Genomic DNA, 25434 nt, shown 5'->3' with positions numbered 1-25434 from the left:
GACTATTGAAACCTATGTCCGTGTCGCTGTCCGCTTTATCCGATCTGGTCGATCCGCTCGACACTCTGCTCAGCTATCATCTGCGCCGCACCACCACGGCGGCGACCGCCGCTCTGGCGAATATGCTTCAGCCTCTGGAACTCAATGTCAGTGAAGCGACGCTGCTGCTGTTCCTGGGCGCGAACCAGGGCTGTACCCAAAGCGACATCGGCCGCGCTTTGCGCGCCCAGCCCGCCAATCTGGTGCCGCTGATCAACAAGCTGGCGTTGCTCGGCGCGCTGGACAAGCAGCCGGGGAAGGGGCGGGCGATCGCCCTCTCACTGTCGACCACAGGCAAACAGCTCCATGCAAAAGTGCAGCAGGTGTTTGCGCGCCATGAAGAGGCGATCGGCCGGTCCATACCGCCAGAGCAGCGCGACGAAATATTGGCGCTGCTCCGTCAGATCTGCCGCGACGCCTGCCACTCCTGATCGCTTATTCGGCGTCCGCCTCCACCCACTTGGTCGTCAGCGCGCGCGGGGATAGATATTTGGTGGTGGTCCAGCCGCCATCCACGACGATCGTCTGCCCATTGATGAACGCCGCGCCCGGCGAGCAAAGGAAGGCGATCGTGCTGGCGATATCCTCGACTTCGCCCAATCGGGGAAAGGGCGTCGTTTCGACATTCACCCGCTTGAACATCTCATCGTCGAACCGGTGCCGCACCATATCCGTCATGGTGACGCCGGGTGCGACGCAATTGGCGCGAATGCCAAGCGGGCCATAATCGCAGGCGATATGCTGGGTCAGCGCACCCAGGCCGCCCTTGGCCGCCGAATAAGCGCCGCCCCGCCGCCCGCCGATCATCGCATAGGTCGAACTGACATTCACGATGCCACAGCCATCCCCCATATGGCCAATGACTTCGCGACACAGGCGGAACGGCGCGCGGAGCATCAGCCCCAGAAAATAGTCGAGCGTCTCGTCATCGGTTTCATGCAGCGGCTTGGGGCTGCCTGCCCCCGCATTGTTGACGAGGAAGTCGATCCGGCCGAAGCGGTCGAGCGCCAGAGCGACGATCCGGGCCGGTGCATCGTCGGCGGTGATATCGACCGAGAGCGTCGCGATCCGCGTCGGATCGCCGATCGCCTGTTCCAGCGTCGCCAGCTTGTCCGCGTCGCGCCCGACCCCCACGATCGCCATGCCGGCCTCCGCCAGCATCTTGGCGGTAGCAAGACCGATGCCGCTGCCCGCCCCGGTGATGATCGCAACCTGCATCGTGGATTTCCCTCTCTCTGTCTTGAGCCGTTCCTATCGCGTCAGGACCGTCATCGCGAACCGCTGGAGCGATGCCTTGCGGGCTTACCTTGAACGGGAAGCCCCACCCGCTAACCCATCGGCACGACAACCAGGTGAGAAGGATAGGGCCATGGCAGAGCTGCGTTTCGACGGGCGCGTCGCAGTCATCACCGGTGCAGGCCGTGGCCTGGGCCGCGCCTATGCGCTGCTGCTGGCCGCCCGCGGCGCGAAGGTGATCGTCAATGATCCGGGTGGCGCGATCCGGGGCGAGGGCGGCGATGCCGGACCCGCAGCCGATGTCGTGGCCGAGATCAAGACTTTGGGTGGCGAAGCGGTCGCCTGCACCGAATCGGTCGCAACGCCCGAAGGCGGCCGCGCCATCATAGACTGCGCGCTCGACCATTTTGGCCGCATCGATATGCTGATCCATAATGCCGGGAATGTGCGCTATGGGTCGATGCAGGAATTAAGCCAGGACGATTTCGACGCTGTCCTGGACGTCCATCTGCGCGGCGCTTTTCACGTCGCCCGGCCCGCCTTTCCGATCATGTGCAGCGCGGGCTATGGCCGGATCGTGCTGACTTCCTCGATCGGCGGGCTCTACGGCAATGCAAATTGCGTCAATTATGCCATGTCCAAATCCGGCATGATCGGCCTCAACAATATTTTAGCGCTGGAGGGGGAGGCGCGGGGCGTCCGGTCCAATATCATCGTGCCCGGTGCCGTCACCCGCATGGCTGAAGGGATCGACGTGTCGGCCTATCCGCCGATGGGGCCTGAACTGGTCGCGCCCGTCGTCGGATGGCTGGCGCACGAGGATTGCTCGATCACCGGCCAGATGCTGGCCTCGATCGCGGGGCGCATTGCGCGGGTCTTCGTGGCGGAAAGCAAGGGTGTTTATCAATCCGACTGGTCGATCGAGGATGTCGGTAGCCAAATCGACGCCATCATGGACAGCGCCGATCCGCTCGATTTCGGCCTGCACGGCCATGTCGATCATATCCGCTACAGCTTTGAACGGGCCGTAGCAGGGGCCTGACGATTAGGTCGATACGCTCACGCGCTCCAGGCGAGGCGAGAGCAGGTGGACGGCGGCTAGCGCAACGAAATAGGCACTGCCCGCGACGGCAAAGAGCGGCGTGTAGCTGCCGATGCCGTCGAGGATATAGCCTGCATATTTGGCCATGACCATGCCGCCGATCGCGCCCACCGTGCCACCGATGCCGACCACCGACCCAACGGCACCACGCGGAAACAAGTCCGATGGCAGGGTGTAGAGATTGGCCGAGAAAGCCTGATGCGCGGCCGTGGCGATGCCGATCACCAACACGGCAAGCCAGAGATTGTCGATCGACTGCGCAAAGAAGATCGGCAGCACGGCAAAGGCGCATAGCAACATGGTGAGTTTGCGCGCCGCGTTGACGCTCTTGCCCGCCTTCATCAGCCGTCCAGACATCCAGCCGCCGAAGATGCTGCCACCGTCCGAGAGAAGGTAGATGGCGACCAGCGGCGGCCCGAAGCTGATGAGATCAAGGCCATAGCGGGTGCCGAGATAGCCGGGCAGCCAGAAGAGGAAGAACCACCAGATCGGGTCGATGCAGAATTTGCCGATGGCATAGGCCCATGTCTCCTTGATCGTGATGAGCTTGGCCCAGCCGATGGGTTCGACCGGATCGGCGGGATCCTGGCGGATATAGGCCAGTTCCTCCGCCGTCACCTTGGAATGCTGATCGGGCCTGCGGTAGAAGACCAGCCAGGCGATGAGCCAGACGATGCCGAAAATGCCGGTGGCATAAAAGGCAACGCGCCAGCCATAGGCGACGGTCAACCATGGCACGAGCAAAGGCGTGATGATCGCACCGATATTGGCCCCGGCATTGAACAGGCCGATCGCAAAGGCGCGTTCCTTTTGCGGGAACCATTCGGTCACCGCCTTGATACCCGCAGGGAAATTGCCCGACTCGCCAATCCCCAGGCCAAAGCGCGCCATCGCGAACTGGGTGACGCCATAGACGCCGCCATGGGCCATATGCGCGATGGTCCAGATGGTGACCGCGATGGCATAGCCAAAGCGCGCGCCTATAACATCGACGATCCTGCCAAAGCCGAGATAACCGATCGCATAGGCGGCCTGAAACCAGAAGACGATATTGGCATAGTCGGTTTCCGACCATTGCATCTCCGCTGACAGGGTCGGCTTCAGCACGCCGATCATCTGTCGATCGACATAGTTGATCGCGGTGGCCGCGAACAACAGCGCCACCACCACCCAGCGATAGCGGCCGACCGGCGGACCCTGCACCCCTGCTTCGTTCATCATCCTGGCTCCTGGTCTTTTATATGGTGTCAGAGGTTCAGCGTGGCGGCTGCGCTTCGATCGTGCAATGCAGCGTTCCCAAGGGACCAAAATCGGTTTCCACCGCTTGCCCGGCACGAACCGGATGGACGCCCGTCACCGCGCCGGTCGAAATCCACCAGCCCGGTTGAATGGCAATCCCGCGCGCGATCAGATTTTCGAGCAAAAAGCTGACTGATCCGATGGCACCTCGGCTGAAGGCCGCGGCCGTGCCGGACCCCACTTCCACGCCATCGATCCGGGTCGTCACCCGCTGATCCGCATAGGCCCCGCTACGCCAATCCGGGATGGCAGGGCCGATCAACAGGCCATTATTATTACCGAAGTCGGAGATCGTGACGGCAGGCCCCATCGCGTTGATCCCGGCGAAGGGCGAGCTGGCGATTTCGATACCGATATGCACGGCATCGATATGGTCGGCCGCTTCCTCCAGCGTGAAGCTGATCTGGTCCGGGCGTGGAACAGTGCCGATACGAAACAGATATTCGGCCTCCACCGCGCCGAACCCGTTGGCGAAGATCAAGCCCTTGGATTGGTCGGAGGCAGGAAAGACGGTGGGGGTGAAAATGGGACCGGCGAGGCGATCGCACCCATAGCGGTCGGCAAGCGGAGGCAGGATGCGCCCGACCTTCCAGCCCGCAATGGCATCCGGCGCGCGGGTAAGGGCGGCATCCTGGATGACATAGGCTTCCTCAAGCGTAGTCGGGGCATCGCCGGGATAATCATCGAAGCCCGTCGCAGCCTTGCGCATTGCCAGGAAATGGGTGGCAATCATTTGGGCCATGCTGCTTGCACTCACGGGTTAATCCTCTTCATCCTATCTGATCCCAGCGCTATAGGAAACCGGTGTCATTGACAAGCCGGATCGCGGTGCTGCGTGGTGGCGGGCGTGAAAAACTCCACTATAAGGCTGTATGGCAAAGCAGAATCAGGATGAGGGCCAGACGGCCAAGCTGACGATCAACGACATCGCGAGCATGGCGGGCGTTTCGAAAAAGACGGTCAGCCGCGTCATTAACCGCTCGCCCTTACTCAACCGGGAAACGCGCGATAAGGTCGAGGCGATCATCCGCGAAACCGGTTATGTGCCCAATCCGCAAGCACGCGCACTGGCGCTGGGGCGCAATTTCCTGATCGGGCTGGTCTATGACAACCCCAATGCGCAGATGATTCTGTCGATGCAGCGCGGCGTATTGGAGGCTTTGCACGGTACGGAGTTCGAACTGGTGATTCGCCCGGTCGATCGCGGATCGAACCAGGTCATGGACGATATTCGCGGCTTCGTGTCGCGCCAACGCCTGTTCGGCGTCGTCATCCTGCCGCCCATGTCGGAAAATGACGCTCTTGCGCGGATGCTGGACGAGGAAGGCTGCCGCTATGTGCGGATGGGATCGGCCGTGTTGGACGACCCGGAACATATGGTCGCGTCGAACGACCGGGAAGCGGTGGCCGAGGCGGTGCGTTATCTCATCGCGCAAGGGCATCGGCGGATCGGACTGATCGCCGGACCGCACGGGTTTCGGTCGGCCAAGGAGCGGCGGGACGGCTTTGAACTGGCGCTGGCGGAGGCCGGCATCAGCCTGCCGCGCAGTTTGATCGCAGACGGGCAATATACGTTTGAATCGGGACAATCGGCGTCGGAGAGCCTGTTCGATCTGTCGCCAAGGCCTACCGCGATCTTTGCCAGCAATGATGAAATGGCGGCGGGCGTTCTTTATGCGGCGCGCCAGCGGGGCATCGCCGTGCCGGAGGAATTGTCGATCATCGGCTTCGACGATACGCCCCTGACCACGCGGGTATGGCCGCCGCTGAGCACGGTGCGCTGGCCGATCGTAGCGATGGGGCGCGCGGCGGCGCTCAAGCTGATCGGAACGGCGATCGGCGAAGGATCGGAGGTGAATGAGCCGTCGATGTTCAGTTCGACCCTGATCCGTCGTGCATCGGTTGCGCCACCCGCTTCATCCTGATAGACGGTTGCTCATGACACCGGTGTCTGACGACGCCGTAAGCAGTGCAAGGAAGAGGGCCAATCATGTTCGACAAGACCTATTACGCGACGCACCCCGACATGATGGAATGCGTGTCGAACGAGGAATTGCGCGATCGCTATCTGATCGGCGGGTTGTTCCGCGATGGCGAGTGCGTGCTGAACTATACCCATGCCGACCGCTTCGTGATCGGCGGGGTTGCGGTAGCGGAGGCGCCGGTCGCGTTGCCAGCGCAGACCGAGCCTGCTTCGGCGGCAGGGCATCCTTTCCTCGAACGGCGCGAGATGGCGGTGGTTAACGTTTCGAACGTCGAAGGCACCGTCACCGTCGATGGCGAGCGCTTCACGCTGGGCAACAAGGATTGCCTCTATGTCACCATGGGCGCGAAGGATGTGCAGTTTGCCGGTGCAGGCGCGCGCTTCTATCTCGCGTCCTGCCCGGCGCATAAGGGGTTCACCACCCGCAAGCTCGGCATCGCCGATGCCAATGCGCTCGGACGCGGCTCCCTCGAAGAATCCAACGAACGGACGATCTTTCAGCTCGTCATCCCCGGCATCTGCGACAGCGCACAATTGGTCATGGGGCTGACTGTGCTCAAGCCGGGTTCGGTGTGGAACACCATGCCCCCGCATATCCATGAGCGGCGCAGCGAGATTTATTTCTACTTCGAGCTGGATGGGCCGTCGGATCGCGTCTTCCACTATATGGGCGAAGGCGATGCGATGCGGCATATCGTCATAGCCAATGAGGAAGCGGTGATCTCGCCACCCTGGTCGGTGCATATGGGGTCGGGCACCAAGGCCTATGCCTTCATCTGGGCGATGGCGGGTGAAAACCAGGATTATACCGACATGAATGTCCTGGATATCTGCCAGCTCGCCTGAACCAAAGTGGGAGCGCCGTTCGTGTCGAGCGAAGTCGAGACACGCTCGCACAGCGCCTCGACAGGTTTCTCGACTTCGCTCGAAATGAACGGAATTATTGTGACCAACCCCTTTGATCTGAGCGGCCAAGTCGCCATCGTCACCGGCGCGAATACCGGTATTGGCCAAGCGATCGCTTTGTCGTTGGCTGCGGCAGGCGCGGACATCGCCGCAGTCGGCCGCACTCCGGCACAGGAAACCGTCGAGAAGGTCCAGGCGCTCGGCCGTCGCGCGGAGATCATCTCCGCCGACCTGTCGACCATCGCGCCGGTCCAGCGCGTGGTGGACGAGACGCTGGAAAAGCTCGGCGGCCTGCACATTCTGGTCAACAATGCCGGGATCATCCGCCGTGCCGACAGCGTGGACTTTACCGAGGCAGACTGGGATGCCGTGATCGACACCAATTTGAAGGTGCTGTTCTTCCTGTGTCAGGCGGCGGGTCGCCATATGATCGGCCAGGGCGCGGGCAAGATCATCAACATCGCCTCGCTCTTGTCCTTCCAGGGCGGCATCCGCGTGCCAAGCTACACCGCGTCCAAGAGCGGCGTCGCTGGCCTGACCAAGCTGCTGGCGAACGAATGGGCGGCCAAGGGCGTCAACGTCAACGCCATCGCGCCAGGCTATATCGCCACCAACAATACAGCCGCGCTGCAGGCCGACGAGACCCGTAATCGCCAGATCCAAGAGCGCATCCCGGCAGGCCGGTGGGGTGATCCGTCCGACATTGGCGGAGCGGCCGTGTTCCTCGCGTCGAGCGCGGCGGGCTATATTCATGGGCATACCCTCGCCGTTGATGGCGGATGGCTCGCGCGCTGAGGCACCAGACCTGCGCGAAGCAACGCCCTTCGACAGGCTCAGGGCGAACGGAAGATCGAACAGAGGAGGGATAACCCTCCCAAACCACAGTCAGGAGAATGGATGCCCGATATCGACAGGCGTGCTTTCGTGGGCTCAGCCCTGATCCTGGGTACGAGTCCTGCCGTGGCCGCGCAACGCGACCCGGTTGTTTCGACGCGACAAGGGCACATCCGGGGTTTGCGCGAAGGCGGGCTGCAGGTGTTTCGCGGCATTCGCTATGGTCAAGATACGCGGTCGCGGCGCTTTCGCGCGCCAGTCGCGCCACAGGCTTGGTCCGGTGTCATCGACGCTGTGCGGTTTGGGCCATCCTGTCCACAGCGGGCCAAGCAGGAGGCGACCAGCGAAGATTGCCTGTTCCTCAATATCTGGACGCCGGGGCTGGAGCGACAAGCGAAGCGTCCGGTGATGCTGTATATCCATGGCGGCGCCTATGCCAATGGCAGCGTCATCGATCCGCTGAATGACGGGCGGCATCTGGCAGCGGCTGGCGATGTGGTCGTGGTCACGGTCAATCATCGGCTCAATGCGTTGGGCTATCTCTATCTTGCCCGGTTGGATTCGAGGTTTGCCGATAGTGGCAATGTGGGGCAGTTGGACCTGATGCTGGCGCTACGCTGGGTAAGGGACAATATCGCGGCATTTGGTGGCAATCCCGCCAATGTGACTGTGTTCGGCCAGTCCGGCGGCGGGGCTAAGATCGCGACGATGATGGCAATGCCTGCCGCCAAAGGCCTGTTCCACCGGGCGATCACGATGAGCGGGCAGCAGGTGACGGCGAGCGGCCCGATCAATGCGTCGCGACGGACGACGGCTTATTTGGATCATTTGGGGGTAAAGCCCGATGCGCTCGAACCCTTGCTGACCATGCCGGTCGAACGGTTGATCGAAGGGTTGGCGGCCACTGATCCGATATTGGGCGGCGGCGTCTATATGGGGCCAGTGCTGGATATGCGCTGGCTGAAGCGGCATCCCTTTTGGCCTGACGCCCCACCACAGGGCAATGCGATCCCGATGATGCTCGGCAATACATTGGACGAGACGAGGGCCTTTATCGATCCTGATGGGCCTTTGGTCCGGGGGCTGGACTGGAGCAATTTGGCGGAGCGGATGGCTGGCGAATTGCGGATCGATCTGTTGCCCGAATGGATCGTGGATCAGTATCGCGCGCGCTTTCCTGATTGGTCGGCCGAACGGATCTTCTATGCCGCGACCACGGCGGGCCGTAGCTGGCCGGGGCAAGTCATCGAAGCGGAGGCGCGGGCGCGGGCAAATGCACCGTCCTGGGTCTATCAGGTGGACTTCCAATCGCCGACGCAGCCCCGGCGGGGGGCACCGCACACGATGGATATTGCGCTGGCCTTCGGGACGCTGGAGGCGCCGGGATCTTTTACCGGCACAGGTGCGGGCGCGCGGGCGGCTAGTGCAGCGATGATGACGCGCTTCGTGGAATTCGCGCGGACGGGACGGACCGATTGGCCGCAATATCGGCTCGACCGGCGGGCGACGATGATATTCGATCGGGTGAGCCGCGTGGAGGATGATCCGCGCGGTTGGGAGCGCGAATTATTTGCGCGCGCACCCTATATCCAGCCGGGAATGTGAGCCTCGATACATATGCTCAGCATATTTCGTTGGCAGGCCTATCTCGCTTTACCGTCGGCATGGGGCTTGACCGGATAGCTGATGATCAGGGCCAAAGGCTCTTCTCCCGTCTGCCGAATGCCGACGACCGCGCCGTCGTAGAGATAGGCGGCCATGCCGGGTGTCAGGGTGTGGGTCTTGCCGTCCGACGTCACTTCGCCGGTACCGTACAGGACATAATAGACTTCATCATGGGCTATCGGGTGAAGGCCGATGGCTGCCCCGACATGGAGGATGCGCTTGCGGAACTCCATGGTGCGAGGCTGGGGGACGATGTCGCTGATCCGATAGGCCGTGCTGGCCCCAATCGCGCCATGGGGCGGAGGTTCTTCGACACGCACGCTTTGTTCATCGACAACGACCATGGGCGGCGCTGCAGCAAGGAGCAGGGGGAGAAGAGGGGTCATCGGCGACTGGCCGATGCGTCGCCCTGGCGCATCATTTTGTCGCGATCCGAGAGATGTTCCGCGACGTCCTCGGTCTGGCCAGGATACCGCCCCGACTTCGGTTCCATCGTGTCGAGATTCCAGTCGGCTTCTACAAATGGCGCGCGGGTTTGCGCCATTTTGGGGTAGCCGCCGACTTCGCGTTCATCGTCGATGATGGTCCCGCGACCTTCCGCGACGAAGAAGAGGACACGCAAATCGTCGGCATCGCGATCCCAAGGACGGGCACCGGCCTGATCCAGCACATGGGTTTCGACGTCGCGCACGGGCAGAACCTGGGTGCCGGGCCACCAGATCGGCGGGGTTGCGACTTCGTTCAGCTTGGCGCGGGTTTCGCCGTAGCGGCCGAACATGGGAAGAGCGACGCCGAAGCGATCGACGGCGAGGTTATCCTTGCCATGATAGTCCAGGTCGCCATCGCCGCCCAATGTCAGAAAGGGCAGGCGTGGAGCGGTTGATACGCCCCCGCGCAGGACATTGCCGACCGCGGCGATCTTGCCCGTCTGATAGGGGTGATCGCCCCATTCGAGCGCCATGAGGTTGTAATGAACCGCCCGCTCACCCGGATTATAGAGAATATTGTTCACCATCGCGACCTGGCCACCGCCCTTCACTAGCGGGTTGCGCTCGACATTATGGGCATAAAGGTTCCGATAGATCAGTATCTGGCTGGCATTGTCGTGAATCAGCGTCCCTTTGCTATGTTCGCCCTTGGGGTGGCTGGCGTCGGCAAGGCCTTCGGCCGCGATATTATAGGAAAATGTGATCGCGTGGCTGGTTCCCTTGCGCCAGTCTTCGGGCGTGTTGCCGGTAAAGCGAGGGCCGGAAGCGGACATATTTTCGTCGATCGCCCAGGTGAAGCTGCAATGGTCGATCACGACATGATGCGCCGCAACGGTGGAAAGAGAGTCGGCTTCCCAACCGCTTAATTTGGGTTGCCCATCCACACCGGTACGGATGCGAATGTGGCGGACGACGACATCATGGGTCGCGATGTCGATACCTGTCTTGATGAGGGTGATGCCCGGCGAAGGGGCGGTTTGACCGGCGATGGTGACGAAGGGCTCGGTGATCTTGAGCGTTTGGCGGCCCATGTCGATGATGCCGCCCACTTCGAACACGATGATTCGCGGGCCTTTGGCTTCCAATGCCGCCTTGAAACTGCCAGGGCCGTCAGCGGCCAAGGTGGTGACGCGCAAGATGCGGCCGCCACGTCCCCCCGGCGTTGTCGCAGCCCATCCTACCGCGCCCGGAAAGGCGGTGGCGGACTGGCTTGCGGGGGCGGTTTGTGGGCCGGGTTGGGCGCTGGCGGACTGGCTTGCCATGAGTTGGGCCAGGGCCAGGGCCAACAACATCCATTGGGGGCGGGGCCGGTTGAGTGTCGGCATGGTTATCAGTCTCCTCTCATCTCTGGTGTGCCACCGCCGGGCGGCATGATCAACCGTCGTTTGACACCGGTGTCTGAAAAAAGATGGCTTGTTGAGCGGTAGGGGCGATGGATGCCCCTGGCCGGTGGTGCCTAGCAACCAGACGCGCCGAATTTGGCAAGTATTGGACGCATAGACCTTTCGCGTAGACCGAAGCTTAATGAGGAGCGGGGGATAAAAGGCATTGGTGACGACATAAATTGCCACAGGATATTGACAGGCGGAAACACGACGCGCATTTATGACACCGGTTTCCAATGACGCCAACGGATCAGCAAAAGCTGGCGGCGCATGGGTGGGAGAGGATAGCGGCCCCGTCGCGCCTGCTCTCGCCCCCGACGAATCAGGGCCGTCCCGCCACCCGCGGATGACGGCCGCAACAGGGAAGGAGCGACAAGGTGACGATGCTAAAGGGCGACAATCAAAGCCGGAACAGGCGCGGAGCGCGTTTGTGGCTGGCGGGATCTTCCATCGCGGCCATGATGTTGGCGATGCCGGGCGGCGCGCTGGCACAAGATGGCGCGCCACAAACGGCGGCGGACGAAGAAGTGGCGGACATCGTCGTCACCGGCTTTCGCGAATCCCTGGGCGCGGCGATCAACCTGAAACGTCAGTCGGTCGGTTCGGTGGATGCGATCGTGGCGGAAGATATCGCCAAATTCCCGGACCAGAATCTAGCGGAATCGCTCCAGCGCATTCCCGGTATTTCGATCCAGCGTGACGGTGGCGAAGGCCGCGCCATCACCGTGCGCGGGTTGGGCGCGCAGTTCACCCGTGTCCGCGTGAACGGGATGGAAACCGTGGCGACATCGACCGATGGAGCCAGTGCCAACCGAGACCGTGCCTTCGATTTCAACGTGTTCGCGTCCGAACTTTTCAGCTCGCTGGTCGTCCACAAGACCGCCGAGGCATCGCTCGACGAGGGTTCGCTCGGCGCGGTAGTCGATTTGAACACCGGCAATCCGCTGGCGGGCAAGGATGGCTTCACCTTCGTCGGATCGGCGACGGCCTCCTATAATGACCTGTCGAAGAAATGGGGGCCGCGTCTGGCGGGCCTGATGTCTTGGAAATCGCCGGACGGTCGGTGGGGCGTGGCGCTGTCAGCCGCTTATTCCAAGCTCGACACGCTTCAGATGGGTAATAATACGGTGCGCTGGTCGCAAGCCCGGTTCGACAGTGTCGACGGCACGCCATGCTTCACGCAACCCAATAGCGGCGGCACCTATCTGCCCAGCGCCGGTTGCGATGAAGCCGCGCTCGCTTTCCATCCACGTATCCCCCGCTATGGCGAAATCGCGCAGGAACGTGAGCGTCTGGGTATTACCGGTTCGATCCAGTGGGCACCGTCCGATGCGACCAAAGTGTCGATCGACGGTCTGTTCTCCCGCTTCCGTGAAACCCGCGAAGAGAAGTGGGGCGAAGTGCTGCTTCGGTCGAACGAGCGATCGATCGACGTCGTGAACCCGGTCTATGACAGCAATAATAACCTGGTGTCGGCGACGCTGAACGACGCCTGGGTGCGGACTGAACATTATCTGCGCAAATCCCAGACGAAATTCTACCAGTTGGGTGCGACCTGGGACCAGGATGTCAGCGATAGCTTCCGCTTCACGCTGCTGGGCGGCTTCTCCAAGTCGGATGCCTCGATCCCGGTCGAGACGACTTTGGTGTTCGACGATCGCGATGCGCAGGGCTATAGCTATGACTATAGCAATATGAAGCGCCCCGTGCTGACGTTTGGAACCAGCGTGACCGATCCGGCCAATTTCCAATTGTCGGAAATTCGTGATCGCCCATCTTCGACGGTCAACAAATTCCGTACCGCGCAACTGCGGACCGAATGGGATGTGACGGAGGGCTTCACGGTCAAGGCGGGCGCAGTCTATCGCCGCTTCTCGTTCGATACCGAAAGCTTCACGCGCGATACGGTCGTCTGCGGCAATGGTGGTGTCGATCGGGTTCTGGGCACTCTGAATTGCTCGCCATCATCGGCATTTGGCCCGTCCGCCGTCTATGGTTTTCCGGTTACCGCCGCGCTGGCGGAAATGTTCAATCTCAAGGGCGCGAACGCACCGGCGGGTACCACGACGCAATGGCTGGTTCCCAATCTGGCAGCGGGGACCGACTTTACGAACCTTTATGGGCGCACCCCCACTATCGATGCCGGCAATACCCGCAGCGTGGTGGAAGAAACCAAGGGCGGCTATATCCAGTTCGACGCCAAGGGCGAGATTTTCGGACTGGAATATGCGGCCAATGCGGGCATCCGCTATGTCCGGACCAACCAGAGTTCGGTCGGCCTGAACAATGCGGTTCCGGTGGAGGTCTCGCGGTCCTATGAGGATTGGCTGCCCGCGATGAACATCGCCTTCTTCCCTCATCGGGATTTCGTGGTGCGCGCATCGGTGGCCGACGTGATGACGCGGCCTTCGCTGGGCAATCTGACGCCGGGCGGATCGGTCGATGGGTTCAACTATCGAGTCAGCTTCGGCAATCCCAACCTCAGTCCGTTCCGGGCGACGGCCTATGATCTCGCGCTGGAATGGTATTTCGCGCCGCAGTCGATCGCGTCCGTCGCCATATTCAAGAAGGATGTTCAGAGCTTCCCGATCGGCCAGACGATCAACGGCACTTTCGCCTCGACGGGTCTTCCCCTGTCCGTCATCCCGCCAAGCTCGCCAGCAGCAGGGCAGCCTGAGCGGGACGAAGGCTGGGCGATCAACACGATCGTCAACGGCACCGGTGCGAGCCTGAAGGGTATCGAATTGTCGGTGCAGGCACCCTTTACCTTCCTGCCCGGTTTCCTGTCCCGTTTCGGCGGCATCGCCAATGCGACCTTCGTGGACTCCAGCGCAGACTATAGGGTGGCGGGGCCAGCCGTGGTGCCGGGCGGTGGGACGGTGTCCTCGGTTCGCAATGCCACCCTGTTCGGCCTGTCGAAGCGGGCGTTCAACGGCACCATCTATTATGAAGATGCCAAGTTCAGCGCGCGCGTCTCGGCCAGCTATCGCAGCGGCTATATCGACCAAAATAGCGGCACGGGTAACGTGTTCGAAGGCTATAACAGCACGATCAACGTCGATGCGTCGATGCGCTACAAGCTGACCGACTGGATCGAATTGTCGCTGGAAGGCATCAACCTGACCGACGATTATCGCGATCGCTACACCGACCTCGACGCCAATCGCAATTATGAGCAGTTGCATTATGGGCGCACCATCCAGTTGGGGGCGCGCTTCAAGATGTAAGGCTCATGACCGGGTCGCCTCTGCACGGGCGGCCCGGTTTTTTTGGTTGGGAAAGACTATGGCGATCAGTCGGCGCGACGCGATGACGGGTGTATTGGCGGGAAGCACGCTGGCGTTTGGGCGCGTGGAGGCTGCCACAGCACCCATGGCCGCGACGGACTGGAAACGGGGTTTCGACAATCAGCGTATCGCCGATTTGGGCGACGGGCGCTTCCTCAATCCGCTGATTTCGGGCGACCGCCCTGATCCGGCCATCCTCAAAGATGGCGCGGATTATTACATGACCTTCTCCACATTCGACAGCTATCCCGGCGTTACGATCTGGCATAGCCGCGACCTGATCAACTGGCAGCCGCGCGGAGCGGCATTGCACAAGAATATCGGGTCGGTATGGGCGGTCAGCCTGGGAAAGCATGGCGGGCGCTATTTCCTCTACATTCCGGTGAAGGCGGCCCCCAACAGCATCTTCGTGATCCATGCCGACACGATCGACGGGCCATGGAGCGACCCCATTGACCTCAAACTGCATGACCATATCGACCCCTGCCATGTGGTTGGCGAGGATGGCAGCCGCTGGCTGTTCCTGTCGGGCGGCGACCGGATAAGATTGAGCGATGACGGACTGTCCACGGTCGGCACGGTCGAGCATGTCTATGATCCCTGGCGCTACCCCGACACGTGGGATGTGGAAGGATTTTCACCGGAAGGGCCGAAGATCCATCGCCATGGCGGGTGGTTTTACATGCTGACCGCGGTGGGCGGGACAGCGGGGCCGCCGACCGGGCATATGGTGATCGCAGCGCGATCCCGCTCCATTCATGGTCCCTGGGAGCAGCATCCGGGCAATCCGCTGGTCCGGACCGAAAGCCTGGCCGAACGCTGGTGGTCGCGCGGCCATGCCAGCCTAGTGGAAGCGCCCGATAAAAGCTGGTGGGCGGTCTATCATGGCTATGAAAATGGTCTTTGGACATTGGGTCGGCAAACGCTGCTCGATCCGGTCGAATGGACGGCGGATGGCTGGTTCCGCATGACCGGCGGCGATTTGTCGCAGCCCATTGCCAAGCCGCGCGGTGGCCCAGCACTGCCGCACGGCATGGCGCTGTCGGATGATTTCGCGACGCTGAACCTCGGCGCGAAGTGGAATTTCTTCAAGCCGACGCCCGACGAAGCAGACAGGGCACGGGTGGAAGACAACATATTGTTCTTGAAGGGGCGGGGGACCGCGCCAGCCAATTCATCGCCGCTGCTGCTGATTGCGGGTGACCCGGCCTATGAATTTCAGTGCGATATCGAGATCGCGCCGGGCGGGACAGCGGGGCTGCTGCTTTTCTATGACGACAGGCTCTATTGCGGGCTGGGGTTTGACGAGAACCGCTTCGTCACCCACCAATATGGCATGGAACGGGGCCGCCCCGCCAATCCCCACGGCCGCAAGCTGACGATGAAGGTGACCAACCGTCACCATATCGTTTCCTATCATCTGAGCGGTGATGGCGGGCGGACATGGCGCCGCTTCGACCGGGGCATGGAAGTGTCGGGCTATCATCATAATGTGCGCGGCGGGTTCCTGATGCTCCGACCGGGCTTGTTTGCGGCTGGTCCGGGGGAGGCGCGGTTCCGCAATTTCCGGTTTCAAGCGCTTTGATCAGGCGGTCGTCAGGCTCGTGCGGATCGCGGCCTTGAGTATCTTGCCGGCGTCATTCTTGGGCAAAGCATCGACCCACAAGACACTTTCGGGATATTTGAAGCGGGCAACGCCTTGGCTGGCGAGAAAGTCAGCCAAAGAGGCTATGTCGGGTTTTGCGCCGTTGCGCGGGACGATGACGGCAACCGCCTTTTCCCCTGTGCGCGAATCGGGAATGCCGACGATCACAATTTCGGCGATGTCGGGATGGGCGATCAACAGATCCTCAATCTCCTTCGGCGCGATATTCTCGCCATTGCGAATGATGATATCCTTGATCCGCCCAGTGACGACCAGATGGTCGCCTTCGATCCATGCACCCTGGTCGCCGGTGCGATAATAGCCGTCGGCGTCGAAGCTGGTTTCCTCATCCTCCCGGTGGAGATAGCCGACCATCATCTGCGGTCCGCGCGCACGGATTTCACCATCGGGCGCGATGCGGATGGTGGCGATGCCGGGGCGGCCATCGGTATCGGCGGCATGATCGCGATCGGCCGGGTCGATCACGCCGACAGTGGTGACGGGCAATTCGGTGGAGCCATAGACGCGGCTGACGATCGCCTTGTCGAAATAGGTGGCAGCGTCGCGGATCAGGCTGGGCGGAACCGATGCGCCGCCGCAGATGAAGAGTTTAAGGTCGGGCAGGCGCGTCCCGGCTGCGCGCGCCGAGGCCAGCAGATGCTGTAGAAATGGCGTGGCACCCGCCATATGGGTGCAGCGCTGGGCGCTCATGATGGCGACGGCTTCATCTGGGTTCCAATGTTCCATCAGGATCGCGGTCGCCCCCAACAGCAGCGGCGTTTCGAAGGCGTAGATCGATCCGCCAATATGGCTGATGGGGGACGGCACCAGAAAGCGGTCGCCCCGTTCGACCAGCCAATGGCGGCCGATTTGGCGGATCAGCGCGTTGATGCTGTTATGGCTGTGGAGAACGCCCTTTGGCCGTCCGGTGGTGCCGCTGGTATACATGACCATGCGAACATCGTCGGGATCGACGGTTGGGAGCGGCGCGTCGGCGACTTCTGCCAGCAGGTCGGCAAAGGCGATGTGCGGGCCTGCCTCGCCGCGCAAGACGACGACGGCGGGCGGGCTGTCCAGCGCCGGGGTGACGCGCGCGAGCATGGCGGCATAGTCATGCCCGCGAAAGCTGGCGGGGATGAAGATCATCGCACTGTTCAGGTCGGCGAGGATGAAGCGCAGATCATGGTCGCGCAGCGAGGGCAGGATAGGGTTGGCGACCATGCCTGCCAGTGTCGCGCCCATGTAGATGATCGCGGCTTCGTGCCAGTTGGGTAGCATGAAGGAGATGGCGCTGCCCGGTGCGAAGCGGGCGAGCATGGCTTGTGCCAGACGGGAGGCCTGCGCGTGGAGGGCGGCGGCGGTCAGGCTGGTGACGCAGTCGATCAGCAGGATGCGGTCGGGCGTTTCGCGCGCGGCCCGCACCAGCGCATCGGCGGCGGTATCCGCCTGCCACCAGCCATCCTTATAGGCCTGCGCCGCGAAGGTGTCATCACGGCGGACGGACCAACCGGTAGGCGTCGTGCGCCGGAGCGAAGCTATGTCGGACATGACGCAGAAATGCGGGAGTTGTACGGCACGGGCAAGCCGCGCAGCAATCCAGCGCTCTGGCGATGGACGGTCAGAGCAACGCCCGGTAGCGCGCGAGCAGATCGTCGATGAAAGCAATGACGGCGCGGGTGTGGGGGGATTTTTGATGTTCGGGGCGCAGGACCAGCCAGTAGCTGCGCGTGATTTCGACCTCGTCGGGTAGGATGCGGACCAGGCCGGGCTCGCTGTCGGCCGAAAAACGATGGAGCAGGCCAAGGCCGACGCCTGACGCCACCGCCTTTTGCTGGGCGACGATCGAGCTGGAGCGGAATACGGGGCGGGCTTCGCCCGCGACTTCGGACAAATAGCGCAGGCCACGCATGTCGATCATCTGGTCGATATAGGCCACGAAAGGCTGCGCGGCGACATCCTGCGCGCTGCGGATCGGCGGATGACGGGCGAGATAGTCGGCGGATGCATAGAGGCCGAGTTGATAGTCGCACAGTTTGCGCACGACCAACTTACCGCGCGGCGGGCGATCGACGGTGATGGCGATGTCGGCTTCACGGTTGGCGAGGCTGACGGCGCGGGATTCGGGCATCAATTCCAGCAGCAGGTCAGGGTAGCGATCGTGAAAATCGGCGATGTTGGGAGCAATGATATAGGTGCCGAAGGCTTCGGGCGTGGCGAGGCGAACTTCGCCTGCGATGGCTTCGGCCCGGCCCGACAGCGTGGCGGCGGCGGCTTCGAACTCACGCTCGACCCGTTCGGCATGGTCGAGCAGCAGCGCGCCCGCCGCGGTCATCACCACGCCGCGCGAAGTGCGATCGAACAGGCGCGCGCCCAGTGCGTCCTCCAGCGCGGTCAGGCGGCGGGCAACGGTGGTGTGGTTGACGCCCAGCGCCTGCCCCGCGCTGGTCAGGCGGCCAGCACGCGCGACGGCAAGGAACAGGCGAAGATCATCCCAATGCAGCATATATATCCATGCACAACAGATGCGCACATATGATCATTTTTGCGCAGGGCGCCATAGGCTAATCGCCGCGTCAGGCATTTATCGCGAGGGCATCATGCGCATTATCGACAATTTCATCGGCGGCAGTCATCAGGCATCGACATCCGCTCGACTGGGCGACGTGTTCGATCCGGCGACCGGCAAGGTGCAGGCGCAGGTCCGCCTGTCCGATCCCACCGAACTGGACGCGGCCGTCGCCAATGCGCAGGCGGCGCAGCCCGCATGGGCGGCGATGAACCCGCAGCGGCGGGCGCGGGTGATGTTCAACCTCAAGGCGCTCATCGAAACGCATATGGATGAGCTGGCCGAAATGCTGTCGGCCGAACATGGCAAAGTGCATTCGGATTCCAAGGGCGATATCCAGCGCGGGCTGGACGTGGTGGAATTCGCCTGCGGCATTCCGCATCTGTTGAAGGGCGAATATAGCGAAGGCGCAGGACCGGGGATCGACGTCTATTCAATGCGCCAGCCGATCGGCATCGCGGCGGGGATTACGCCGTTCAATTTCCCGGCGATGATTCCGATGTGGATGTTCGCGCCAGCGATCGCGTGTGGCAATGCGTTTATCCTCAAGCCCTCCGAACGGAACCCGTCGGTGCCGATGCGGCTGGCGGAGCTGGCGATGGAGGCGGGGCTGCCCGCAGGCATCCTGAACGTCGTTCATGGCGACAAGCAGGTGGTGGACGCGATCCTCGATAATCCGGCGATCCGCGCCGTCAGCTTTGTCGGCTCGTCCGATATCGCCCAATATGTCTATGGTCGCGGCGCGTCGAACGGCAAGCGGATGCAGTGCATGGGCGGCGCGAAAAATCATGGCATCGTCATGCCCGACGCCGATCTGGACCAGGCGGTCGCGGATATTCTTGGCGCGGCATACGGGTCGGCGGGCGAACGCTGCATGGCGTTGCCGGTAGTGGTGCCGGTGGGCGAAGCGACGGCGGTGGCGCTGCGGGCCAAGCTCGAAACCGGGATAGCGGGATTGCGCGTCGGCGTGCCGAGCGATCCTGACGCTCATTATGGTCCGGTGGTCAGTGCGGCGCATAAGGCACGGATTGAAAACTATATTCAGATGGCGGTTGATGAAGGGTCTGAACTGGTGATCGATGGGCGCGGCTTTGCGTTGCAGGGGTATGAGGAGGGGTTTTTCCTGGCGCCGACGCTGCTCGACCATGTGAAACCGGACATGAAAAGCTATAATGAAGAGATTTTCGGGCCGGTGTTGCAGATGGTGCGAGCCGACACGTTCGAGGAGGCGCTGAGCTATCCGACCAAGCATCAATATGGCAACGGCGTGGCGATCTTCACCCGCAATGGCGATTATGCGCGGAAATTCTGCGCCAATGTCGAGGTCGGCATGGTGGGCATCAACGTCCCGATCCCGGTGCCGGTCAGCTATCACAGCTTTGGCGGCTGGAAGCGGTCGGGCTTTGGCGACATGAATCAATATGGCATGGATGGCGTGCGTTTCTATACGCGGGTCAAGACGATCACCCAGCGTTGGCCGAGCGGCGGTGCTGTGATGGATCAGAGCTTCGTCATCCCGACGATGGGCTGACGGAGAGGGCGGGTCGGCCACGGCTCGCCTTTTCATCGCTGTCGCACTGCTATAGCCTTATGTTACACAAGATGATGGGAGAGCGGTGATGAAACGGATGGGGGCGATACTGGCTGGACTGTTGCTGGCAAGCCTAACCAGCAGCCCGGTCACGGCGCGGACGCTGCTAGACTGCCCGCTTCGCGATGCACCGTTTTCGATCGAGTCACCCTTGGTTGATCTGTTGCTCAACCCGGTGGCGAAAAGCGTGCTGGGCACCCAGGCTCCCGATCTCTTCAAGGCTCTGCCTCCCAGCTTTACCTCGACGAAGGCGCCGACATTCGCGGCTATTCTGACGGTACGGACGATGGGGGAAAAGGCCATGACGCCAGAAGCGCTGGCCGCTATCGACCAGCGTTTGCGGGCAATCCCGGTGACGGATGCGGACCGGGCGGCACGGTGCGCCCGTTATGATGATGATCGTCCGAACTTTACGCTGCCTGATAAGAAGCTGGCGGTCTTGCTGTTCGAGAAGATGACCGGTTTCCGGGATGGGCCGTCGGTCGAAGCGGCAAAGGCTGCCTTTCTGGCCATGGCACAGCGTGAAGGCTGGGCGATCGTCGTGACCGACAAGGGCGGTGCGATGAATCCCGCGACCCTGGCGCAGTTCGATGTCGTCATCTGGAACAACGTCAGCGGAGACGTATTGACCCTGTCCCAGCGCAAGGCCTTTCGCGACTATGTCGAGGGCGGCGGCGGTTTCGTAGGGGTGCATGGATCGGCCGGCGATCCGGCGACGTTTTGGGACTGGTATGTCGATACGCTGATCGGCGCGCGCTTTGCCGGGCATCCGATGGAACCGCAATTTCAGGATGCGCGGGTCGTGGTCGAAAATACAAGTCATCCTGTCAATCAGGGTCTGCCCAAGGCGTTGGTCATGAATGACGAATGGTATTCCTTCAAAAGCAATCCGCGTGGGACCGGGGCGACGATCATCGCGACGTTGGACGAAGGCAGCTACAAGCCCGGCGAACCGTTGACGATGGGTGATCATCCCATTGCCTGGACGCGCTGTATTGGCAAAGGGCGCATGTCGTACAGCGCTATTGGCCATCGCCCGGAAACCTACGTTGACGTGCATCATGTACGGTTGTTGGAAAATGCGGTGCGGTGGGCGGGCGATCGACGGGCGACGTGTCAGCCTGAATAGAAAGGCGCTTTAACATAATATATATTATCGGTTATTTTTCAATGTTTGGGTGGATTCTAGATCGAAGTGCGAAATCCTAGGATTTATAGGGGTTTGATCCCCTTTCCAGGAAGGCACATGATGAACGGCTACCAGCATCTGGGTTTGGATGAGCGGCGACAGATCTATCAACTGGCTGCAACCGGGCGGTCCGTGCATCAGATAGCAGCGTCGCTGCAGCGACATCGTTCGACCATCTATCGCGAGCTCAAACGTAATCAGCATCTCGATGACGAGCCGGTGTTTCGTGGCTATTTTCCAACGGCCGCACAAACGATGGCGGACAGGCGCCGGGTGCGTGGCGGCAAAATCGCCCGAAAGCCCGAGCTTGCCGCCTATATCGCCGACCGCTTGTCAGCAGCCTGGTCGCCGGAGCAGATTGCGGGATACCTTCGACGCCATCGCGGTAATCGTGAAGCCGTCTGTCACGAGACCATCTACCAGTTCGTCTATGGGCCGGACGGACGAAGCCAGGGCCTGTGGCGCCTTCTGCCTGTTGCCCGTCGATCTCGACGGCAGCGCTATGCGCGCAAGCCCCGCGGTCTGCATATCCCTTTGGCCAACACCATTGGCAAACGCCCTTCCGAAATCGGTAATCGCAGCAGCTTTGGTCATTGGGAAGGCGACCTGATGATCTTCAGGTTGGAATATGGCAAAGCCAACCTCACCTCGCTGGTCGAGCGCCGCAGCCGGTTTACTATCCTCGCCCGCAATCCCAGTCGGCATTCCGCCGGCGTCATGTCGGGAATCCAGCACCACTTGCACATGCTGCCCCCTTCCCTGCGTCAGAGCATCACCTTTGACCGGGGAACGGAATTTGCTGCCTTTGTGACACTCCAGAAGAAACTCGCGATGACGAGCTATTTCTGCCTGCCATCGGCACCCTGGCAAAAGGGCAGCGTGGAAAACAGCAACGGTCGCATACGGCGCTTCCTGCCGTCTGACACGGACCTGGCGTTGCTATCGGATAAGGAAATCCAGGCCGTTGCTGATCGCATCAACAGCACCCCTCGCAAGTGCCTGAACTATCGCACCCCGCATGACGTTCTGGGAGAGCAAATCACCCTCCTCAACGCCCGGTAGATTTGCCATCCAGGGTGGGGCTCGCCCCACCCTGGATGAAATGCTACGCATCCCATGGATGTCGCGCTTCAAATCGAAACCGCCTTGTTTGTGGCGTTTCGATGGTGCTAGCCACAGCATAAACCATCCGGCCCCTCCCAATCACGGAAGCGTTTGACGCTCGCACATTCTGCGCATAGGCGCGAGCACACATTCACCCACGGGGTGTCCTGGCGCTGTCAGGGCTGAGACGCGGATCGGGCGCAAGGGGCGCCTAGTCCGCAAACCCGCGAACCTGATCCGGCTCATACCGGCGGAGGAATAGGGACTATGCGTCGTTACGCCATCATCTCGTTTACCTGTCTATCCACCCTGCCCTTCGCTTTCGCATTGTCCAATGCGGCGCGGGCGGCCGAAGGGAGCGAGGCGGATCGCATCATCGTCACGGCGCGCGGGCGCGAGGAAGCCGAGATCGGCGTGCCCGATACGGTGACCGTTTATGGCCCCGCCGCCATTACCGCGCGCAAGATGACGACGATCGACGATTTCATCGCGGCGACGCCGGGCATCTTCATCATCAATGATCAGGATCCGGGCACGAATTTGATCTCGGTACGCGGCGTATCGACCAATCGCAGCCAGTCGCCCTCTATCGCCTATGTCGTTGACGGTTTGGCGCTGGCCGATTCCGAACTCTTCACCCTGCGGACCTATGATGTCGCGCGGGTCGAGATATTGAAGGGACCGCAGGGCGCGCTGTTCGGCCGCTCGGCATCGGGCGGCGCGATTGCCGTCGCGACGAATGAGCCCGGCCCGGATTGGGGTGGCGAGGCGGCGGTGGGGATCGGCAACGGGTTCACTTGGACCGCCGATGGTGTGGTCAATGCGCCCCTGTCCGACCGTGTGCAAATGCGGTTGGCAGGCTCCTACCGCAACAGCGAGGGGTTCATCCGCAACAGCTTTCTGGACAAGAAGGTCGATGGCCAGATCAGCCGCAACCTGCGGCTCAAGGCGACGATGGCGCTCAGCGAAACCGCGACCTTCAAACTGCGCGCGAGTTGGGCCGAGGAGGAAGGCGGCGCGGCCTATATCTCGTCGGGCAATGTGACCGGTCTTTACGGTGGTAGGCTGGCAGGCGATGCGCTGACCGATCCGTTCGGCGATTTCGAGGGGCGTTCGGACCGCAACTATTGGGGCATTCAAGCGACTTATGAGCAGACTTTCGGCGATGCCCTGAGCCTGAGCTGGACCGGCGGCTATGACGAATATCATAAGGATTTCGTCGAGGAACTGGATTTCCGCAACGACACGCCAATCACGCTAGGCGGTATTCCGCTCTTTCCAGATGGTATCCAGCCCATCTCTCAACCCGTTGATATTCTGGCCTGGACCAGCGAGTTGCGGCTGACATCGATGACCGATGGTCCGCTACGCTGGCATGTCGGGCTGTTTTTCCAGCGGCTGGAGCGCGACCGGACCGACGATTTCGGGCCGTTGCTATTTGGTGCCGAAGCTTTGCGCGCGGAGACACAGTCGAACCAGATCGGTGTCTTCGCCCAGGCGAGCTACGACATAGCACCGCAGATCGAATTGACCGCCGCGCTGCGCTACGACCGTGATCGGCGCAAGGAAGATACGGTCGGCTCGACAAGCGGCGCGCTGGTAGCGCAGCGGGCGCGGACGTTTGACAAATGGCAGCCCAAGGTCTCGCTCGCGTGGCGGCCCAATGCGAACCTGACCGCCTATGTGACCGGCGCGGTTGGTTTCAAGGCGGGCGGGTTCAATCCCCTGCCCGGCCCAGCCGATGTGTGGCAAGCCGTGTTCCCCGCCGAGACGACCAAGTCGGTCGAGGTCGGCGTCAAGGCGCAGAGCAGCGATGGCCAGGTGCGCGGGTCGATCGCGGGCTTCGTGACCGACTATAGCAATTTCCAGAATACGGTGTTCCTGGGCAATTCGGTGGTGCTGTCGGTGCCGCAGGTCGATGTCCATGGGTTGGAGGCGTCGGGCGATGTGGCGCTGGGCGCAGGGTTCCGCGTCGATGGCGGGATCGCCTGGACGCATAGCCGCACGGGTCGCTATCTGACCCCCAATCCGACGCCGGAGTCGGGTGAACCGGCGATCGTCGATATGAGCGGCAAGCGGACGCCCAACGCGCCCGACTGGACGGTCAATGGCGGGATCGGCTGGGAGGGCGCGGCAGGACCAGCGCTGGTCGATGCGCGGCTGAGCGTCGCTTATGTGTCGCGGGTGGATTTCGAGATCGACAATATCTTGCATACGCCGGGCTATACGTCGGTCGACGGGCGGATCGGCGTGACGCAGGGCGCTTGGACGTTCGACATCTGGGCGAAAAATCTGTTCGACAAGCGCTGGGCGATCTCCGCCTTTGGCCAGCAGCAATTGCCGCTGTTGTTGGGGCTTGGTCCCAATGGGCCGTTCGACAGTTTCACGATCAATACTGGCCGCCAGTTCGGGGCGAGCGCCTCAGTCAAGTTCTGACAGGAGACGAGATGATGAGCTTTTGCGCAGAGATTTGGGACGAGGTCGCGCCGTTGCGGCAAGCCATCTTGGCCCACCCTTTCCTGACCGAACTGGCGGCGGGGACATTGCCGTCGGCCAGTTTCCAGCACTATATCGTGCAGGACAGCCTCTACCTCGCCGAATATGCGCGGGTGCTGGCGATCGCGGCGGCGCGCGCGCCGAGTGCGGCCGGGCGGCTGGAATTTTCCGATGGGGCCAAAGTGGCGGTGCAGGTCGAGGAAGGTTTGCACCAGGCCTTTTTCGCGCAGTTCGGGGTAAGCGGCGACATGGCGGCGGCGGTCGAGCCCAGCCCGGCGTGCCTGGGCTATACCGGCTATCTCGCCAGCCTGGCGGCGACGCGGACTTATGAGGAATTGATCGCGGGGATATTGCCGTGCTTCTGGGTCTATTGGGAAGTAGGCTGCGCAATCCGGCCGCAGGCGGTCAGCCCCAACCCCTATGCGCCGTGGATCGACACCTATGCCGCGCCTGAATTTGGCGAAGCGACCGATCGGGTGCGGGCGTTGGTGGATGCCGCGGCGGAGGCGGCGAGTCCGGCCGTGCGTGACGCCATGGCCCAGGCGTTCCGGGTGGCGACGCGCTATGAGTGGATGTTCTGGGATTCGGCCTATCGGCGCGAGGTCTGGCCGATCTGAT

At 62.0% G+C, this 25434-nt stretch carries 20 protein-coding genes and 1 riboswitch; of the genes, 13 read left to right on the top strand and 7 right to left on the bottom strand.

The genetic code is table 11. The features are described from left to right. Positions 1–14: 14 nt before the first annotated feature. On the top strand, positions 15–470 hold the full coding sequence (locus BSY17_RS03215) for a MarR family winged helix-turn-helix transcriptional regulator (protein ID WP_150125701.1): 456 nt from the start codon (positions 15–17) through the stop codon (positions 468–470). A gap of 4 nt (positions 471–474) precedes the next feature. On the opposite strand, the gene BSY17_RS03210 is transcribed toward BSY17_RS03215, so the two are convergent. Continuing rightward, complete coding sequence (locus tag BSY17_RS03210) at positions 475–1257, bottom strand: SDR family NAD(P)-dependent oxidoreductase (protein WP_069064310.1); 783 nt, start codon at positions 1255–1257, stop codon at positions 475–477. A 151-nt stretch (positions 1258–1408) separates the two neighbouring features. Here BSY17_RS03210 and BSY17_RS03205 point away from each other — a divergent pair, with 151 nt between their 5' ends. Beyond that, complete coding sequence (locus BSY17_RS03205) at positions 1409–2317, top strand: SDR family NAD(P)-dependent oxidoreductase (protein WP_069064309.1); 909 nt, start codon at positions 1409–1411, stop codon at positions 2315–2317. 3 nt (positions 2318–2320) lie between these two features. Here the strand turns inward: BSY17_RS03205 and BSY17_RS03200 are convergent, their stop codons facing one another. Both BSY17_RS03200 and BSY17_RS03195 read right to left on the bottom strand, forming a co-directional pair. Then, positions 2321–3595: an MFS transporter gene (locus tag BSY17_RS03200; RefSeq protein ID WP_069064506.1), complete on the bottom strand. Its 1275-nt coding sequence runs from the start codon at positions 3593–3595 to the stop codon at positions 2321–2323. Positions 3596–3632: 37 nt separating this feature from the next. Next, positions 3633–4433, bottom strand: coding sequence for a fumarylacetoacetate hydrolase family protein (locus BSY17_RS03195; RefSeq protein WP_069064308.1), 801 nt, complete (start codon positions 4431–4433; stop codon positions 3633–3635). A gap of 115 nt (positions 4434–4548) precedes the next feature. Here BSY17_RS03195 and BSY17_RS03190 point away from each other — a divergent pair, with 115 nt between their 5' ends. The 4 genes from BSY17_RS03190 (at position 4549) to BSY17_RS03175 (ending at position 9005) form a co-directional block, all read left to right on the top strand. Continuing rightward, positions 4549–5601: a LacI family DNA-binding transcriptional regulator gene (locus BSY17_RS03190; protein ID WP_037472822.1), complete on the top strand. Its 1053-nt coding sequence runs from the start codon at positions 4549–4551 to the stop codon at positions 5599–5601. A gap of 65 nt (positions 5602–5666) precedes the next feature. Beyond that, positions 5667–6506: a 5-dehydro-4-deoxy-D-glucuronate isomerase gene (kduI, locus tag BSY17_RS03185; protein WP_069064307.1), complete on the top strand. Its 840-nt coding sequence runs from the start codon at positions 5667–5669 to the stop codon at positions 6504–6506. A 99-nt stretch (positions 6507–6605) separates the two neighbouring features. Further along, positions 6606–7361, top strand: coding sequence for a 2-dehydro-3-deoxy-D-gluconate 5-dehydrogenase KduD (gene kduD / locus BSY17_RS03180; RefSeq protein WP_069064306.1), 756 nt, complete (start codon positions 6606–6608; stop codon positions 7359–7361). A gap of 102 nt (positions 7362–7463) precedes the next feature. Then, entirely contained in the window at positions 7464–9005 is a 1542-nt protein-coding gene (locus BSY17_RS03175) for a carboxylesterase/lipase family protein (RefSeq protein WP_069064305.1), read from the top strand. 38 nt (positions 9006–9043) lie between these two features. On the opposite strand, the gene BSY17_RS03170 is transcribed toward BSY17_RS03175, so the two are convergent. Both BSY17_RS03170 and BSY17_RS03165 read right to left on the bottom strand, forming a co-directional pair. After that, positions 9044–9451 (bottom strand): cupin domain-containing protein, encoded by a 408-nt coding sequence (locus BSY17_RS03170; protein ID WP_037476821.1) that lies wholly within the window; start codon positions 9449–9451, stop codon positions 9044–9046. Beyond that, complete coding sequence (locus BSY17_RS03165) at positions 9448–10878, bottom strand: pectate lyase family protein (protein WP_237236138.1); 1431 nt, start codon at positions 10876–10878, stop codon at positions 9448–9450. The genes BSY17_RS03170 and BSY17_RS03165 overlap by 4 nt, the downstream gene beginning before the upstream one ends. A 443-nt stretch (positions 10879–11321) precedes the next feature. Between BSY17_RS03165 and BSY17_RS03160 the strand changes: the two genes are divergently transcribed. Further along, entirely contained in the window at positions 11322–14165 is a 2844-nt protein-coding gene (locus BSY17_RS03160) for a TonB-dependent receptor (RefSeq protein ID WP_069064304.1), read from the top strand. A gap of 58 nt (positions 14166–14223) precedes the next feature. Continuing rightward, positions 14224–15810, top strand: a complete 1587-nt coding sequence (locus tag BSY17_RS03155) for a family 43 glycosylhydrolase (RefSeq protein ID WP_037476819.1) — start codon at positions 14224–14226, stop codon at positions 15808–15810. On the opposite strand, the gene BSY17_RS03150 is transcribed toward BSY17_RS03155, so the two are convergent. Together BSY17_RS03150 and BSY17_RS03145 are read right to left on the bottom strand one after the other, a co-directional pair. Continuing rightward, positions 15811–17418 carry an AMP-binding protein gene (locus tag BSY17_RS03150; RefSeq protein WP_037476818.1) on the bottom strand — a complete coding sequence of 536 codons (1608 nt, stop codon included), beginning with the start codon at positions 17416–17418 and terminating at the stop codon, positions 15811–15813. Positions 17419–17488: 70 nt separating this feature from the next. Further along, positions 17489–18373 carry a LysR family transcriptional regulator gene (locus tag BSY17_RS03145; RefSeq protein WP_069064303.1) on the bottom strand — a complete coding sequence of 295 codons (885 nt, stop codon included), beginning with the start codon at positions 18371–18373 and terminating at the stop codon, positions 17489–17491. A gap of 91 nt (positions 18374–18464) precedes the next feature. On the opposite strand from BSY17_RS03145, the gene BSY17_RS03140 reads away from it, so the two are divergent. The 5 genes from BSY17_RS03140 (at position 18465) to tenA (ending at position 25433) form a co-directional block, all read left to right on the top strand. Next, positions 18465–19967: a CoA-acylating methylmalonate-semialdehyde dehydrogenase gene (locus BSY17_RS03140; RefSeq protein ID WP_171899178.1), complete on the top strand. Its 1503-nt coding sequence runs from the start codon at positions 18465–18467 to the stop codon at positions 19965–19967. Positions 19968–20055: 88 nt separating this feature from the next. Next, on the top strand, positions 20056–21156 hold the full coding sequence (locus BSY17_RS03135) for a ThuA domain-containing protein (RefSeq protein WP_069064302.1): 1101 nt from the start codon (positions 20056–20058) through the stop codon (positions 21154–21156). Positions 21157–21273: 117 nt separating this feature from the next. Further along, positions 21274–22278, top strand: coding sequence for an IS30 family transposase (locus tag BSY17_RS03130; protein WP_069064301.1), 1005 nt, complete (start codon positions 21274–21276; stop codon positions 22276–22278). A gap of 190 nt (positions 22279–22468) precedes the next feature. Continuing rightward, positions 22469–22596: riboswitch (TPP riboswitch) on the top strand. After that, positions 22588–24756 carry a TonB-dependent receptor gene (locus BSY17_RS03125; protein WP_083217000.1) on the top strand — a complete coding sequence of 723 codons (2169 nt, stop codon included), beginning with the start codon at positions 22588–22590 and terminating at the stop codon, positions 24754–24756. (Overlaps the previous riboswitch by 9 nt.) Before the next feature lie 11 nt (positions 24757–24767). After that, entirely contained in the window at positions 24768–25433 is a 666-nt protein-coding gene (gene tenA / locus BSY17_RS03120) for a thiaminase II (protein ID WP_237236136.1), read from the top strand. Position 25434: the final 1 nt, after the last annotated feature.

It is taken from the genome of Sphingobium sp. RAC03 (genome assembly GCF_001713415.1).
Lineage (GTDB): Bacteria > Pseudomonadota > Alphaproteobacteria > Sphingomonadales > Sphingomonadaceae > Sphingobium.
Note: the sequence above shows the minus strand (reverse complement) of the source record. Positions and strands in the feature narration are given on the sequence as shown.

Coding starts and splice junctions, on each gene's coding strand:
- BSY17_RS03160 (WP_069064304.1), top strand. CDS start 11,322: ATGCTAAAGGGCGACAATCAAAGCCGGAACAGGCGCGGAGCGCGTTTG.
- tenA (WP_237236136.1), top strand. CDS start 24,768: ATGATGAGCTTTTGCGCAGAGATTTGGGACGAGGTCGCGCCGTTGCGG.
- BSY17_RS03165 (WP_237236138.1), bottom strand. CDS start 10,878: ATGCCGACACTCAACCGGCCCCGCCCCCAATGGATGTTGTTGGCCCTG.
- BSY17_RS03210 (WP_069064310.1), bottom strand. CDS start 1,257: ATGCAGGTTGCGATCATCACCGGGGCGGGCAGCGGCATCGGTCTTGCT.
- BSY17_RS03200 (WP_069064506.1), bottom strand. CDS start 3,595: ATGAACGAAGCAGGGGTGCAGGGTCCGCCGGTCGGCCGCTATCGCTGG.
- BSY17_RS03145 (WP_069064303.1), bottom strand. CDS start 18,373: ATGCTGCATTGGGATGATCTTCGCCTGTTCCTTGCCGTCGCGCGTGCT.
- BSY17_RS03170 (WP_037476821.1), bottom strand. CDS start 9,451: ATGACCCCTCTTCTCCCCCTGCTCCTTGCTGCAGCGCCGCCCATGGTC.
- BSY17_RS03150 (WP_037476818.1), bottom strand. CDS start 17,418: ATGTCCGACATAGCTTCGCTCCGGCGCACGACGCCTACCGGTTGGTCC.
- BSY17_RS03215 (WP_150125701.1), top strand. CDS start 15: ATGTCCGTGTCGCTGTCCGCTTTATCCGATCTGGTCGATCCGCTCGAC.
- BSY17_RS03175 (WP_069064305.1), top strand. CDS start 7,464: ATGCCCGATATCGACAGGCGTGCTTTCGTGGGCTCAGCCCTGATCCTG.
- BSY17_RS03155 (WP_037476819.1), top strand. CDS start 14,224: ATGGCGATCAGTCGGCGCGACGCGATGACGGGTGTATTGGCGGGAAGC.
- kduI (WP_069064307.1), top strand. CDS start 5,667: ATGTTCGACAAGACCTATTACGCGACGCACCCCGACATGATGGAATGC.
- BSY17_RS03190 (WP_037472822.1), top strand. CDS start 4,549: ATGGCAAAGCAGAATCAGGATGAGGGCCAGACGGCCAAGCTGACGATC.
- BSY17_RS03130 (WP_069064301.1), top strand. CDS start 21,274: ATGATGAACGGCTACCAGCATCTGGGTTTGGATGAGCGGCGACAGATC.
- BSY17_RS03205 (WP_069064309.1), top strand. CDS start 1,409: ATGGCAGAGCTGCGTTTCGACGGGCGCGTCGCAGTCATCACCGGTGCA.
- BSY17_RS03125 (WP_083217000.1), top strand. CDS start 22,588: ATGCGTCGTTACGCCATCATCTCGTTTACCTGTCTATCCACCCTGCCC.
- BSY17_RS03135 (WP_069064302.1), top strand. CDS start 20,056: ATGAAACGGATGGGGGCGATACTGGCTGGACTGTTGCTGGCAAGCCTA.